We start from the raw sequence: 14,604 nt of genomic DNA on the forward strand, positions 1-14,604 counted from the left end.
TGTTGGTTGGTCCAGTGGTCACGCGATGTCGTGAGCTGGCTGCGGGGCCCGCGCGGCCAAGGGTGTGCCTTCGAGGCTGAGGACCCGGTCACATGCGTCAGCGACCACGCTGTCATGGGTGACGATGACGATGGTCTTCCCTGCGTCGCGCATGCCTCGCAAAATCTCGAGGATGTGGGCCCTGTTCTCGGTGTCCAGGGAGCCGGTTGGTTCATCGGCAAGGACGAGCTCGCAGGGCTTGAGCATGAGCCGTGCCAGCGCGAGCCGCTGCTGCTCACCGCCGGAAAGCTCGTAAACCTTCCTGTCGGCGAAGCCTTCCAGACCGGTGCGGTGGAGTGCTTCCGCGCGACGGTGGGCCTGTTCGCTGCGGGGAGTCCTTACATACTTTTGGGCGACCTTAAGGTTGTATTCGGCGGTCTCGCCGTCGATCAAGGCGTAGTTCTGAAACAGGTAGCCGAGCCGATGCCGGAGCACTTTTTCGGCCTGTTTGGATTTGACCCTCGGAGCAGTTCCGCCGAAGAGGGAAACTTCCCCTGAGTCGTAGGATTCCAGGAGGCCGATCATGTTCAATACCGTGGATTTTCCCGTGCCGCTTCGGCCGGTGAGTGCAATCATTTCTCCTCGGGTGATGGTCAGACTCAGGTTGTCGATGACTTTACGGCCGCGGAAGGATTTGCTCACGTTGATGAGCTCGCATACGGGTTCGGTATTCATTAGAACTCGCCTTTCAGTACGTCTGTTGTTCGTTTGGTCTCGATGAGTGCCAAGGCAAAGGCTGAGAAGACCAGCTCCAATACCAGGACAGTGCCCGCGGTGGCCAGCACGACGGATCCGTTGGCCGTGCCGGAGCTTGTGGCTGTGGCGAAGGGCGAAACCCCGGCGGCATTGAGCAGTAAGGCCCCGGCCAGTTGGATGCCCCAGACGAGGGTGAACACCGTGAGGAATTCCTGGTACCGGCTGATGAAGGGCGTTCCGAACAGCCTCCGAACGACGATGCGGCGGGAGAACCGCTCGAAGGTCAATGTCAGGCACTGGAACGCCAGGGCAAGCATTGTCAGGAGCAGCCCGGCGGCAGTAATGGCGATGTTTCTGATGCCTTGCTGCAGGTATTCCACTTGGCCGAGCGCGTAGTCGTTCATGGTGACAAGGTGCAGAAGGTTGTCTTCGAGTTTGAGACTTTTCAGCAAGGGCCCGAGCTCGGCCTGGGTTGCCGATGTGCTGGAGTCTGTGAGCTTGATCTTCAGGCCTGTTCCTGCGGCGCCTGTGATCATGTTGCTGCGGTCAATTCCTGCACTGTTCGAGTCGGTCATGACTTGAACGATGGGGTTTGTAACGACGTTTCCGTCTTCGGGTGCAACAGCGGGGTTGAAACTGAAAACGCGTTGATCGTTCGCGGTCCAGATGATGCGCACCTGCTGGGTTTTCACCTCGGGAGGAACATCCCGTCCGAAGACAACTTTTTCGGCTTGTGCCACCCCTTGACGATTTGGTCCTCCGGTGCGTGACGCCGTGAAGTAGGCCAGAATTTCTTGGCCATGGTCCCGATAGGATTCCGGGACCAATACCACCCAGTTGCTGTCATTCTCCTGCACTGACACAGGGTTCCCGTCCGTGCCTTTGATGGGGAATTCATTGAGGTAGTTGGGGTTGACCAGCATGGAGCGGAACCCGCCCGGCTCGACTGGGTTGGCCAGGGCGGCTGGCTCAAAGTTTGTGGAGTCGATGAACACGGAGCCCATGGCGTTCAGTGAAGGATAGAGCCCGTAGACCTGGGCTTCGGTGGGGCCGGAGCGTCCCGTCTGGAGGTCGATGAGGTCGTTGCCAACACTGGTGGGGTAGTAGATGCCGTACTTGGACGTCGACTGCCAGTTCTTAAGCAGTGCGCTTTGGTGCTGGATTTCGGTGTATTGGCTCCAAAGACCGGCCGATGTTACGACCAGCAGCATCGTAAATGCCGCTTTGAGAACGGTGCTTGTGACGAAAAGGAGTCCCGTTTCTTTGCGGTTCTTGATGGCAGCAGAGATCTCCAGTCGTCGGATGTACATGCACGTCAGCAACGAGGCCAGCAGGGCAATGGCTGCGAGTTTGATGAGGCTGAAGGCTACGGCAGCAAGGAACTGCGGAGTGTGGCCCGGTATCAGGAGGCAGGCTGACAGGATGGCAATTCCGGAGGCCGCCGAGGTGATGGCAATGAGTGATCCTGAGACCCGGAACCAGATAGCCAAGGTGCTGTATCCATGAAGTTTCAGCACTCCGGAGCGCTTTGCTTCGTAGAGTTGGCGGTAAACGAGGAGTACGACGACAAAGAAGACCAGACCGTAAACGAGGACGGTCAGCAGCGCAGCGGTGTTTGTTTGCAGTCCTCCGAATGGGGCCGCGGCCGTTGTGAAGTCGGCGGCGGTCCATCTGGTTGTCCCCAGTATGTCATTGAAGTTCTGAGCCAGGCTTGCTGTGAACTGGTCACATGCGGCCGTCGTGCTGCATTCGACGTAGTAGGCCCCGGCTGCCGGGAGCGAATCGAATGCTGATCGCAGGCTCCTGATGAAGACGCGGTCATTGCCGCCTAGATCCTCCAGAACACCCACCTGTTGGGCCTCTTGTGTTGCCAACGAGGCGAGCACTGGACCGGCTTCCCTGGTGTCGGATGGAGTCAGCAGACGGCCGCTGTGCAGCCGGAAGGAATCCCAGAATGTGGTCGTGTCACCGGCCAGCAGGGCGTAGTGGGTCATCTGAGGCTGATCATCGCTGTTGTAGCCGATGGAGGTTCGGAACACGTTGACCTTGGCCGAATCCGCCGCTTTCCCGAGGGCTTCAAGAGCCACTACCGGGTCCGCCAGCGCTGCGTCGCTTGGTACATCAAAGGGGCGGCCGACGGACGCTGCAGCCTGCTGCATGCTGGTCCGCTCGGCGTTGTCGGCCTCTACGAAGGAAACCCCCGCCCCGGCCGCTGACAAAAGGAGGAGAAAAGCAACGAGAACCCACTTCATGAATGGAGACACCCTTCCGGGGCGGTGGTGCGGAAATATGGTGACCGCCGGAGACCAAGCCTGGGAGCGGCTCCGACTGTTCCTGCTCCCAGGCCTGGTCTGTGGCGATGTTCGCCGATAGCTCCACGTGGTCGGCGGTCACCCACGTGGCTGGAATCCCTAGTAGTTATTCCAGTACTGCGCTGCGTTTTCTCCCGACCCGCACTGGGTGCCGGCGTTGGCCCACGACCCTGCGTTGGCGTAAATCTTGACGTTGTTGGGACCACCGATGGCCGTCGCAGAGTGGTACTGCGTCGGATTCACATAGTGGGACCAGACGTTCTTGAACCATGGAGCCTGGAATGAGGTTCCGTAGCTCCATGTGCCGCCACCGACGTTGACGATGGTTCCCGCCAACGCCGGTGTCGCCGAGGCAACCCCCAAACCAAGAACCAGCAAACCGATCTGTATCGGTCGTTTCATGACATTTCTCCTGTCTCATACTGTTGATCTTGTTGTCCCAGCGACTCCGTGAGTGAAGGTGCGAGATCGCTGCAAAACAAACCTTACGTCCGGTTTTCTTAAAAGAGTCAAGTTGTTGGAAATATTTCCTGCGTGTCGTGGTTGCGGGCTGTTGGGAAGCCGTGCAGAGGGGCAGATGTTTATGGACGAATCAGTGTCGTGTCAGGAAGCGCCGGTACCAGAGCGAAGCATCTGGTGAGATGCGAAATGCGGGTTCCGGCAGCCCGGCAATCTCCCAGAGCTCGGAGGACTCGTAATAATGATCGGCGCCAAGCATGCTGACCTGATGGGGGCGAAATCCCGCCGGTTCCAGTAGGCGAACAGCCTCATGCAGTGAGCAGTCCCGCTTGATGTCCAGCTTCTGGATCTGCTCAGAAATGTGGGTCAGCAGGTTACTGACGCTCACCGGTTCTGTGCCGGCGGCGTGCAGCGCCCCCGACAGGGGCAATGGCGTCCTGGCCAGACTTGCGGATAATCTGCCCAGGGCTTCGACGTCGATGAGGGACACCAGCGCATCACCGTTGTCGATTGTCGCCTCTAAAGTGCTGAACATCCGCACAATTCCAGGTATGACCCAGCGGTCACCGCTGCCGTAGACCAGGTTGGGGCGGATGACGATCCCACCGGCGGCCAGCACCTCCTGATCCGCAGTTGCGCGGCTCTGGCTGGCGATGGACTCCGGATGGTAGCCGGGCGCTGAGGGTTTCGGACCCCGGTGGGGTCCGGATCCGTAGACGGCGGTGGTGCTGAGTTGGATGACTCTGCTAACTGAGGATTGCTCGCAGGCGCGAAGTATGTTCAGCGTGCCCTCCAGATTCACACTTATGGCTGTTGCTGCGTGCGAGCCCACATATGAGGCTGCGTTGATCACGACATCGATACCTTCCAAGGCCAAGGACAGGCTGGAAAAATCGGTGACATCGCCCGGTATGACGGAGTTGTCATAGGATCCGACGCCGTTGTAATGCCCTCTTGATAGGATCGATACGGTGGTATCGCTTTGTGAGTTTAAAGCACGCAAGATGTGGCTTCCGATAAATCCGGTTGCCCCCACCAGCAGCACCCGCTTCGACTCACCGTCCTGGTGGAGCTTTGGAAGCAACTCATACGTTTTTCGACTAGAGCTGAGGTTCATCGTTGGTCCTTCAAGATCGCGCAAAGGCAACTCGGGAGGCGATCATCGCCGGAGCTGCCCTGGTCTTCGAAGAGCATGGCTTCGGGACCGCGAGCATTTCGCTCGTCGCTGAGGCTGCCAAGGTTACGAAGGGGGCCATGTATTTCCACTTCAAGTCCAAAGACGAACTTGCCCGCGCGGTGTTGGAAGAACAACACGCAGTTACCATGGCGGCAGGAGAGCGCATACTTGCTGAGAAGTCTCCGGCGCTGGAAACCATGATCCGGCTCTGCGGCGCCTTTGGCGAGCTGTTGGCGGCCGATGGAGTTGTGCGGGCTGGTATCAGGCTCACGCTTGAAGCGTCGGCATTCGACCAGGACGTTCGCAGGCCCTACGAAGACTGGATGGCCACCATGGGCCGTCTCGCTGAGCAAGCCATCGTAGAAGGACACGTCCGTTCTTCCGTTGATCCGGAGTTCCTGTCGCGGTACATCGTTGCCTCGTTCACCGGGGTCCAAATGGTCTCCAATGTTCTGACCGGTCGCGAAGACGTTATCGAGCGAATACGACAGATGTGGGAAATACTTCTTCCGGGAATCATCCATGAGAGTTCTGGCCTGGATCCGGAAGCACTTGCTGCCTTGGTAGCCGAGACGACGGTCGTAGCGCGAAGGGCTGTGGGGGCTGGCGCCTGATCCGAGCGACAGTGCGCATCAGGACGTCATCTCCCGCGTGAACGCCGGCCACGGCGAGAAGGGTGCCATGGTCATCTGTCAGGGATTCGAGGACCACATCGTGCTCTGCCCCCAATTCGGCCACGGCGAGGAATTGTGACTCGAAGGCGGCGAAATCCAAGCCAGGATCCTCAAATTCCAGCCGCAGCGCCTGCCGCACGGCCTCTATGAGCAGAACGCCCGGAATGTGGTCGAGAGGATGGTCAAACAAAATCGGGTTGGTTGTGTCCACCCGCAGCGGCCACCGTCGTTGTTCCGTAGGGCGACCCACCACGACATTCCAATCAGAGAGATGTCCAACGTCCCCGGCTGATGCCGGTTGAACGAGCCCAGCCGTGGACGACGGCACATGGGCGTTTCTCAAGCGGCTGTAAATCGCAGGATCTACGATCCTGGCCGTTGCATCGCCTCTCGCGATTTCCTGACCGTCCACTACAAACACGGCGGCCGTGCCGAAGGTTGCGACGCCATGGCGACTCGTGCGCTGATTGGTCACCTGAACCTTGGCCGTGACTTCGACGGGGCGGGAGGCGTCTCGGGAACAGTTTGCTTCCATGACGACCCCAATTTGGGGCATCAGGAAAGGACTTCCAAGCGGAACCCTGAGGTAAGTGTGGGCAATCAGGACGGTAAGTTGGCGCAACGTCTCCACGACCAACGCTGAGTCGAAGCTGCTGTTGGGCGGGGCGTAAAAGACATGCCATCGAGGCCACTGCGCACAGACAGTGAACTCTGTCTCGGATGCCTTCGTAATTGCGGTTGGAAAAACCTCCGAAACCGAGCGTCGATGGACGAGCTCCCTGCTGACCGTCGACCTGAACTGCGGATCCCGCCAATCGGCCGTAGTCGATATATTTTGCGTCACGTGCTGCCCCCAATTTCGAATGCCCAAAGCATACCGGGCGTACCGTTTGGTAAGAGGCAGTGCCCGTCACGAACCGTGCGTGTCGTTTTGTTCCCCAAAATGTGCCCGCGTTATGGCCTCGGAGAACAGCAGAAAACTGCGCCGCTGCCCTGATGTTGCTTTTGTCTTCGTTATTTTGGAAGTCACTCTGCGGAATCTGCGACGTCATTCACAGAGCGTCTTCTGAAGACTCGACAATTGAGGCTTCTCCTCACTTTGAGTGGATTCGGAGCGGTGATTCGCGATCCGGACATGTAACACGGAAGGACCAGAAGGCCCTGTGTTCGAGTGCGCTTCTTGCTTCCATGGAGGCAGAGATTGTGTGCGGTGTTGCCGTTGCTTCTTCCAGGAGATCTTTTCGGCCATCGCGCATTGCAACACCGTCGTCATAGCCATCACTTCGCTAGCTGTGAGTTGGGATTCCGCCGGAACATCACACCTTCAACGTTCTTGGCACCAACAGCCAGGTCAGCCTGAGGTCAGTGCATTCGCCTCTACCAGTGTGCCGGGGGCATCTCATGAAACCGGACCTTGGACGGCCAAGAGCCATGTTGCATCACAGGCCGCGACCGCCTCAGGACAGCAGCAGCGATGTAGGGCGGGAGGGCAATGCTGATACCTCATCATGTTGGGGCCGATCACCTGCGTGGGCCGCCGCAGCCCGTGTAGCCTCCCATGGGATCATCACTGCATGACGCTATTTCTCGACAATGAACGCCTCAACGGACCTCACGTCGCGCGGATCAGTGCCCGACCGCGAAGGGTTGCGCTCCCGCTGGCGGTCGGAGGCCCACGAAGTCTCGAAGATGCCGTCGAACTGGAGTGCCAATTATGGGGAGGGGCAGCCAACATCATCCTGCCCATCACGAGCAGCGGCCACATCCCTGACCTTTACCGTCGGATCCTGCCGGGTTCCCAAATCGACGACGTGCACGGTTCTGGCTATGACCCGGAAATGGCACTGAACGACAAGATCAACCTCACTGAGACCAGAAGCGTTGACCGGGCACAGCTAGCCGCAGGGTTATTACCGTTCAGGGCTACCAAAAACAAAGTGACCCACGAGGTGGTTACCCTGGACACTGAGGACCCTTGGCACGGGATATATCTCACCTGCCTCGGGAAATTGCCGGAGAAGGTCGACCCAAACATTGTCCAAGCGGGGCAATGGCTGCCCGACATCGACTTCAGTGACTTTGTGGACATCCGTCGTGTAACGGCGACTGGATCGCTGAGCGATCTGCGTGCTCGGCTCTGGCCGGAGGAACATGTTCTCACACCTCGTCAGCTCTCGATGCACAACCTGTCATATGCGGCGACAGCTAGTACCTCGATCCGACTGGATCGACCGGTCCTCCCGCAACCCTGGTTCGCGCGTTATGACGCGGGTCCTAACATCCTGGTTGTCTGTTCTCCCGGTTCATTGGAAGACCTTGCCCTGCTCTGGAATCTTAGGGCGGCCCATGGTGACTTTTATGCCACGCCCATCGGGATCCCGCATGCCGAATTTTCGGCCGATGCCCTAACGAGGCTGACTTCCTCGCCAGGTATCGCGCTTAACGGCATGGCAGCAACCGTTCTCTATGTGACCAGTTGCAGCGTAACAACAGACGAGTTGTCCGAAGCGCTCACAGGCCTGAGACATGTGAGCGTGCGCCCGCCCGAGGAAATGCTGATGTTCGGATCTGTTCTGGGGTTGAGTCGTGATGAAGTCCTAATCTGGAAGGAGGGTCAAGCAGCTTATATGTCCTTGGACTCAGCTCGCCATCAGGAGGTCCTGCATCAGCGCAACATCAACAGACTACTCGTCATGCAATATGACATCTCGGTCGAAGACGCACCTCTTCCGTTCAGTGACGACTACCGCGTCGACCACTACAACGGTGCGTTCTACAACGGCGCCCACACCAGATGGTCTTCTCTGAGTCATGGTGACAAAATATCCACGATCGAATGGCCTTCCCGTGAACTCGTCGCCAGTAGCCTTGCATCGATCCGAAACCTCAAGCTGCGCGAGTCCGCCCCCGGGATTGCCGCGAGGATCATGGTGGAGATGTTGGGCGGTCTCAGCGACGCGTCCTTACTCTGCCACGCGCCCCTCCTTGAATTGCTCGAATCAATGGCCGCTAGGCAAGGCTTCAACTGGTACAAGGAGCGGCTTAGGCAGGCAGGGATCCAAGCAAACCCAGGCGAATCCGTTGGCTCATCAATTGACGAGCTACCTGAGAAGTCATTCCATGATTTCAAACGCGCCCTCAGCAACAGTGAAGTCGCGACCAAGTACTGGCTCGCATGGGCCGAACGATCCAGCGTGGTCATAAAGGGCTTCCCCCTCCAGTGCCCCAAGTGCGGTGCCAAGCAATGGATTCCCATCGGGAACTTCAAGCCACCTGTAACCTGTCGCGGGTGTGCAAAGGCAATCGAATTCCCGTTCGGCGACCGGCACACGATCGATTTCAAGTACCGGCTCAGCGAACAGGCTCGGCGTGTTTACGAGGTCGATGCCATGGGACACATTCTTGTTGCTCGATTCTTCGAAATGCTCTTTGGCCGCGCCACTCAGAGTGATCTGATTGGCATGCACCCCGGGATGAGCGTTTTTCCTGCTGACGGGAACAGGGAAATCGGTGAAGCTGACCTGCTCATGCTGACTCGGCGCGGCGAGTTCATCCCGATCGAAGTCAAGCGGACGGCATCTGGCCTCACTGAGCGTGAGGTCTCGAAACTGGACATCTTAGCTTCAGCATTGGAATCATCCTGGAGCGGTGTCGCCGCGTGCCAGTACTCCCAGGACACCGGGGACCTGATGGATTCATTGGTCGTACGCAACGCTGACGGGACGCACCGACGGGTGGCATTGACGTACGACCTCATGCTGGACCCCCAACCCACATGGGCTTTAGGAGGCGACCCATTTGCCCTGACCACTCTGACCGCAGAAGAAATCGCCGCGCGAGAAAAGAAGTTCGTGGCGTTTCTCACCACGCGGGCTAAGGAATCGGACACAGACTGGCTCGCCTACTCGATGCTTCGGCGCCGGGAGCAAACCTAGACGTGATGACTCTGCCGCAACAGGGCAACTTGGTTCTTCAGCTGGAGACTACGCCAGTACCACCTGTATCGAAATGCTACAGTTCCCACAGTTTCCAGATGATGAACGGGTATACCGCCGGTTTGGGTGGTGCCATTTTTTGCTGTTGTCGGAACCGTAATTCGACAACGATGACCCTCGTCGGCCTCCGAGGCTGAACGGCTTCGACCCCAGTACTGGTGGCGAAGCTTGTCTAACGTTGTCTCTTGCACTGGGATTGAACTGCCGACGCCACGAATAGGCTCCCACCATCATTGCGGTAGTCAGCTAATGTCTGCTCCGTCTCCTTCTACGAACCCAGCTAGTTTCCGCGTATATCGAGCGGTTCAATGCGAAGCGGCCGCTCCCCGGGCCATACAAGCACGCCATTCCCCAGCCTCGAGTTCTCCATGTTGAGCACATCGACCCGGGTGAGGGCTCCACCAGGGCGCGCCAGTTCGAAAGTCCGTCGTTGATGCCAGTGTCCACAAAAAACATGCGGAACTGCGAGGGAATCGACGACTTGTCTCAACAACATCCTGGTGCGGCTGGCGCGCTCCGCAACTTCGGGGGACAGCTTGAAGTCACCGACAAGCGGTACGCCTGCGGGTGCGTCATGGGTAATGAGTAGGTTGACGGGGCCGCCCGCGACGAGTCGCTCGGCTTCCTCCACTGTGGGTTCTTCATTCGACCACCAGTCTTTGCCTTCGGTTCTGTGGCGGAGATCCACGCTAAAGGCACCTCCCAAGCCACCGACGACCAGACCCTCCACCACGGTGCGTCCTCCTCTAGGAAGCACTCGGATATGTGACCGCAGCGTGGCCAAGCCATCATCCTCAACGACCATCTTTCCAAGCGTGTCCCAATTGTCGTGATTGCCTCCGGACACGATCAGCGTGATTCCGAGATCTACGAGGTATTTGTTCAGCTTGGATTCGTACCGTCCGCGTTTCGCCCCCGGCCAATCCAATCCGAAGTCACCTACATGAAGTGCAGTACGTACTCCAGCACGTGCAGCTGACCGCACGGACGTCAGTGCCCAGCCAGCGTTGCCATGCCAATCCCCGAATATGGCAATGGGTCTGTAATCATGGTCATGCATCCGTCAAGCATACGGAGATCCGACTTGATGAGCCTCCGGCTCTCTGCGCTGGTGAGTAGCCAACCCGGGCATCGGCGAATCCGCCGGGGTCCTGGACAGACGCTTGCAGCAAACCGGGCCGCGATCACCTGCCATCCCGCTCGGTTTCCGCCACCTCCCTGCGAACTCCTTCTTATCACCTCAGATGGCCCTTGCCTTTGTAGGGAGAGGTCCCAGTCCCAGTGCCCTGGCAGGTTGCAATGGTCCGGCGTTCTGAAGCCGCGCGTCATCGTGCTGTCGGATCGAGGCGATCGGCGGCACTCAGTTGGGCATGGCAACTTAGATCACGGCGCCACCTCGTCCTTTTCAAGGATGGCGTTGACCTCCGGAATGCCCGGACCGGATAGTTGCGTTGTGTCGTTCCTTTTCTGATCCGTCGTTGCCGGATATGGTCATATCTCCCGTCCATGCACAACGACGGGCGCAGCATACGAAACACGAGGACCCATGAGCGCAACCACCACCAATCAGCTTTGCTCGTCAGAGCGGTGCAACAAGCCGGCCGCATTCAAGACGAGAAGCAAGCCGGCGTGGTGCACGGACTGTATAGACGACATTCTGCGTGAGGGTGGACTCCGGGCGGACGAACCTTTTACCGGACCTCAGGAATGGCGGTTGACGACCTGTTTGGACTGCGGAGTCCAGACCCATTACAGGTTTGTCTACACCCTGGAAAAGAACTCACAGCAGGAAAAGACATGCCGGGCATGCCATTGGATGGAGTGGACAAAATTCGTCCGGGAAACATCCGGAACGCCTACACCAAATGCCGGGTACTCCGTCGAGGAAATCACCATCCACCTTGAGAAGAACGGCTATGACCTGATCGCCACCCTCGTTGATTTCAATGATGGCAACGATCCCATCGTGGCACGCTGCAGGTCATGCGGAAGGCTATCTGCCGAACGTCTTGATGACATCAGCTGGGGGTGCTCATGCAGCCGCAACGTCCGCTCCAGCAACCCGGTCTCTGCGAAGTCCGCCTACGCCTCCAGCACAGGCGGTTCATCGAGTCCTGCCGGCCCAAAGGCGCGTAAAAACCTGCTCGTGGACTCCGACGATCCAGCCCTGGCATGGTGGGACCACGAGCGAAACGATGAAAAAACATTCCGTACCGTGACCCTTCGCGCTACGAGGACCTGTCACTGGTTGTGCCCGGAATGCGGCCTTTCATTTCCGGAGAGAGTATTGGACATGACTGCTGGACGTCAGTCGTGTCCTGACTGCAGTGAAATCGCGCTAGCCCAATGGAAGCAGCAGCTCGAGCGCTGGAGGACGACCCCCATCGCTGACGTACCCGAACTCGCAGCGGCATGGGCAGATGAGGACGACCCACGAACCGTCATGGTCAACGGAGAGGACTCATGGATACTTCGTCGCTTCAAATGCCCCGCCGGCCATCACCCGCGTCTTCAGGCCACGACCTTCTTGGTGTCGGGGTGCTCCAGCTGCCGTGCGGCGGCAACCCGGAAATCCCAAAAGAACTGGCTTGCCGACACGCTCCCGGAAATCGCTTCGCAGTTCCACCCGAGCCTCAATGGAAAGTACACCCCACAGACGGTCGTATGGGATTCGCAACGTCCCATGATATGGCGGGCTGACTGCTGCGGCCACGAGTGGGAAGCCTCACCAAGATTCCGTGACAAATTCGAACGACTCCGCTGCCCGAGATGCCAAACCATTCTGGGATCACTGGCGTGGACGGACCCCGGACTGGCAGCTGAATGGAGTCCCGAGAATCCACAGACCGCGTGGCAGGTCCGGCCCTATGCCCAGACCTCCTATCTGCCCAAATGGATCTGCGCAACAAACCCCCTACACATTTGGGAGAGTCCTCTACCGGGTAGGTCCAATGGGGCCGAATGCCCGGAGTGCAAAGTAGCGGGCAAGTCAAAAGTTGAATTGGCCCATCTGGCTGCGGCAAAGAAAGCCTTCACAGGGGTGCACTCGGGACGCGTGCTTCGTGACGAACTCTTCACGACCCGCCGATCTTGGACCGCCGACATCAGCGCAGAGCTGGACGGGAGAACCCTGGTCATCGAATATGACGGAGCCTACTGGCACTCAGCACCGGCAAAAGTCCTGACCGACGAACGCAAAACCCTGGATCTTCTGGCCGCCGGACACCTAGTGGTGCGACTGCGCGAAGATGACCTGCCAAGCCTGTCAGTGGACCACGCCAACTACCACGAGATACGTGTGTACTCCGCAGCTGCACGACCGCAGGAAACAATAGCCGAGGTCCAAGAATGGCTCGCGAAACTCATATAGTGACGCCACACGTCGAAAAGCACCCTGAAGGTGAAGGGTGCTTCGGCGAGGTTCGATGAAGGCGTTCAGCTTGACCTAGGAATAATCTTCTGCCGCGTCCTTGGTCAGGGTTTTCTTGCCCTGCGCTACTCCACCCGTCCCGCCGTCATTCCAGCCTTAGTTTCTTTTCGATTCCTGCAGTGACGGCATGACGCGGACGGTGGACCAAGCATCGCATTCACCCGAGGGTAGGGATGTGCGGTTGCCCATAGCCGGTGGTGGCCGGCTATGGGAGACGGTAATGCAGCGTTGTCTGGCCAGGGACGGGTCTTCGGCGAACCAGTCCGGGTCGGAAGTGTTCGCGACGATGGTCAGTCCACTTTCGAGTCGGTCAGGGTCCGAACAAGCCCGAAGCAGGGGAGAGCTCGTCGCTGTTAGTACTGGTTGCAGGCATGCGACGGGCCTTCCGGTCCCAGGATCTTCTTCCGGAAGTCGGCCACCCCTCCACGGCAGCTGGCCGCATTTTTATCTTTCTCCGCTGTTGGTGCCGTCGACCGGGGGGTTGCGAGCGATGAAGCTTTGGCCGTTTGTGCGTCCCTGTTCCTGGGCACGTCGAGCTGACTCTCCGGCGTCGATCAGAGTTGGGAGTGATTTCTTGGACGCGTACGAGTTCAAGGCCATGTTCAACGCAGCCCGGGACGTCCGTTCCGCGAAGCCACGGACACTCTCAAGAGCAGCAGTCGTGAGCGGATTGCCGTGGTTAACTGCATTCCGTACCCGGCGATGGCGTTCACGAATCCTCCTGACGTCGTCGCGGATGGAGCCGAGGAGCTGTGCTTCCTTGCGAGGTCTCGATAACACTTCCATGGCGGCTGTGAGGTCGGCCCTCGCCAGAGCTGTCATCGGAAGGCCCAGGATCTCTTCCCGGAGGTCAACGGCCTTGTGAAGAGAAACAACCCTCGATTCGCCGTCGAATCTGCTGATGGTCCGTTCCAAAACTTGACGTTCACCAGGATCACTTAGCCCGTCCTGGGAGGCGTCGAACGGTGCCATTACTCCCGTAAGCAAGCGTTGCATGAAGACCCAGTCGGTCTCGTCTTTCTCCAAGGCAGTTGCGAGCTGGGCAGCTCCAATCGACCCGAAGGACGCGATCAATTCCATGGCGTGATCTTGGAGTGCCATAGAAAACCGTGGCGTGACGGCGCGTGCTCCGTAGAAATGCACGTCACGGTGATTGGCCATGCCTGCCTCGCGGAGTGCGAGGAGAGCTTCTACGAGGTAGTCCGGCATGGGCGTGTCGTTCATGGCAGCATTCAGTCTTTCCGAGACGTCAGCAAGCACGGAGTGTGTGGCCCGGATTCCGTACTTATCTTCAAAGTGAGGACGACTCCCAAGATGTGCGCCCATTGAGTTGCTGGCAGTCCGGCCGTCAAGGAGGGTTGCCGAGCTTCCAGATTTTTGCCACGAGACACCGCCCGCCCCGACAGCGATGCTCAAGACTGCTTCGATGGTCCGCTCAGCGTCATCAACAGCTCCTGCCGCTTCCCGGTTGCCCATCGCCACCCTTGCGAGCACGAGCATGCTTTCGTTCTCTGGATCATTGACTGCTTTCTCTACCTCCTTGATCCATGTGCTCTCTCGAAGAAGAGTGAGGAGTTCGTCCCGCTCTGGAAAGGGAGGCCCGTCCTTTTGCCTGGCGTTGGGTATGGCCCACTCTGGACGAAGGAAAGTGATCGGGCCAGCTACTGTGCGTGTAGCGACCATCGCGCGGTGATAAGCAAGCCAAACAACCACTTCGCCGCTCGTCGGGCGCGCAACAATTAGTCGCTCTGCGAGTCGAAGACGATCAAAGGCCGTGAGGGGCTCGGGGACAGGAGCCCCCTCAAACCAGGCTTCCAACTGC

The 14,604-nt window shown here is 58.6% G+C and carries 10 protein-coding genes and 1 pseudogene; 4 read left to right on the top strand and 7 right to left on the bottom strand.

Annotation, left to right across the window (positions count from 1 at the left end; genetic code table 11):
* Positions 1–18 precede the first annotated feature (18 nt).
* From ACSSVG_RS20055 to ACSSVG_RS20070, 4 genes are all read right to left on the bottom strand, one after another.
* Positions 19–714: an ABC transporter ATP-binding protein gene (locus ACSSVG_RS20055; protein WP_231338612.1), complete on the bottom strand. Its 696-nt coding sequence runs from the start codon at positions 712–714 to the stop codon at positions 19–21.
* Entirely contained in the window at positions 714–2,987 is a 2,274-nt protein-coding gene (locus tag ACSSVG_RS20060; RefSeq protein WP_231338611.1) for a bacteriocin-associated integral membrane family protein, read from the bottom strand. The genes ACSSVG_RS20055 and ACSSVG_RS20060 overlap by 1 nt, the downstream gene beginning before the upstream one ends.
* Before the next feature lie 159 nt (positions 2,988–3,146).
* Positions 3,147–3,449, bottom strand: coding sequence for a lactococcin 972 family bacteriocin (locus ACSSVG_RS20065; protein WP_231338610.1), 303 nt, complete (start codon positions 3,447–3,449; stop codon positions 3,147–3,149).
* A gap of 190 nt (positions 3,450–3,639) precedes the next feature.
* Entirely contained in the window at positions 3,640–4,623 is a 984-nt protein-coding gene (locus ACSSVG_RS20070) for an NAD-dependent epimerase/dehydratase family protein (protein WP_231338609.1), read from the bottom strand.
* Between the two features lie 2 nt (positions 4,624–4,625).
* On the opposite strand from ACSSVG_RS20070, the gene ACSSVG_RS20075 reads away from it, so the two are divergent.
* A complete protein-coding gene (locus tag ACSSVG_RS20075; protein ID WP_231338608.1) occupies positions 4,626–5,297 on the top strand; it encodes a ScbR family autoregulator-binding transcription factor in 672 nt (223 codons plus the stop codon).
* Here the strand turns inward: ACSSVG_RS20075 and ACSSVG_RS20080 are convergent.
* Positions 5,200–6,201, bottom strand: a complete 1,002-nt coding sequence (locus ACSSVG_RS20080; RefSeq protein WP_374202206.1) for a ScbA/BarX family gamma-butyrolactone biosynthesis protein — start codon at positions 6,199–6,201, stop codon at positions 5,200–5,202. The two genes, ACSSVG_RS20075 and ACSSVG_RS20080, sit on opposite strands and share 98 nt — an antisense overlap.
* A gap of 730 nt (positions 6,202–6,931) precedes the next feature.
* On the opposite strand from ACSSVG_RS20080, the gene ACSSVG_RS20085 reads away from it, so the two are divergent.
* Positions 6,932–9,292 (top strand): hypothetical protein, encoded by a 2,361-nt coding sequence (locus ACSSVG_RS20085; RefSeq protein ID WP_492415968.1) that lies wholly within the window; start codon positions 6,932–6,934, stop codon positions 9,290–9,292.
* Between the two features lie 340 nt (positions 9,293–9,632).
* Here ACSSVG_RS20085 and ACSSVG_RS20090 read toward each other — a convergent pair whose 3' ends face one another.
* A complete protein-coding gene (locus tag ACSSVG_RS20090) occupies positions 9,633–10,412 on the bottom strand; it encodes a metallophosphoesterase (protein WP_231338606.1) in 780 nt (259 codons plus the stop codon).
* Between the two features lie 756 nt (positions 10,413–11,168).
* Between ACSSVG_RS20090 and ACSSVG_RS20095 the strand changes: the two are divergent.
* Positions 11,169–12,269: pseudogene (locus tag ACSSVG_RS20095) on the top strand (zinc-ribbon domain-containing protein); the annotation flags it as partial.
* Positions 12,270–12,353: 84 nt separating this feature from the next.
* Positions 12,354–12,722 carry a putative endonuclease domain-containing protein gene (locus ACSSVG_RS20100; RefSeq protein WP_492419287.1) on the top strand — a complete coding sequence of 123 codons (369 nt, stop codon included), beginning with the start codon at positions 12,354–12,356 and terminating at the stop codon, positions 12,720–12,722.
* A 504-nt stretch (positions 12,723–13,226) separates the two neighbouring features.
* Here ACSSVG_RS20100 and ACSSVG_RS20105 read toward each other — a convergent pair.
* On the bottom strand, positions 13,227–14,282 hold the full coding sequence (locus ACSSVG_RS20105) for a hypothetical protein (RefSeq protein ID WP_231338604.1): 1,056 nt from the start codon (positions 14,280–14,282) through the stop codon (positions 13,227–13,229).
* Positions 14,283–14,604 lie beyond the last annotated feature (322 nt).

This window comes from Paenarthrobacter sp. E2MeOHC11 (genome assembly GCF_058744955.1).

Coding starts and splice junctions, on each gene's coding strand:
- ACSSVG_RS20065 (WP_231338610.1), bottom strand. CDS start 3,449: ATGAAACGACCGATACAGATCGGTTTGCTGGTTCTTGGTTTGGGGGTT.
- ACSSVG_RS20070 (WP_231338609.1), bottom strand. CDS start 4,623: ATGAACCTCAGCTCTAGTCGAAAAACGTATGAGTTGCTTCCAAAGCTC.
- ACSSVG_RS20105 (WP_231338604.1), bottom strand. CDS start 14,282: ATGCTCGTGCTCGCAAGGGTGGCGATGGGCAACCGGGAAGCGGCAGGA.
- ACSSVG_RS20085 (WP_492415968.1), top strand. CDS start 6,932: ATGACGCTATTTCTCGACAATGAACGCCTCAACGGACCTCACGTCGCG.
- ACSSVG_RS20060 (WP_231338611.1), bottom strand. CDS start 2,987: ATGAAGTGGGTTCTCGTTGCTTTTCTCCTCCTTTTGTCAGCGGCCGGG.
- ACSSVG_RS20055 (WP_231338612.1), bottom strand. CDS start 714: ATGAATACCGAACCCGTATGCGAGCTCATCAACGTGAGCAAATCCTTC.
- ACSSVG_RS20090 (WP_231338606.1), bottom strand. CDS start 10,412: ATGCATGACCATGATTACAGACCCATTGCCATATTCGGGGATTGGCAT.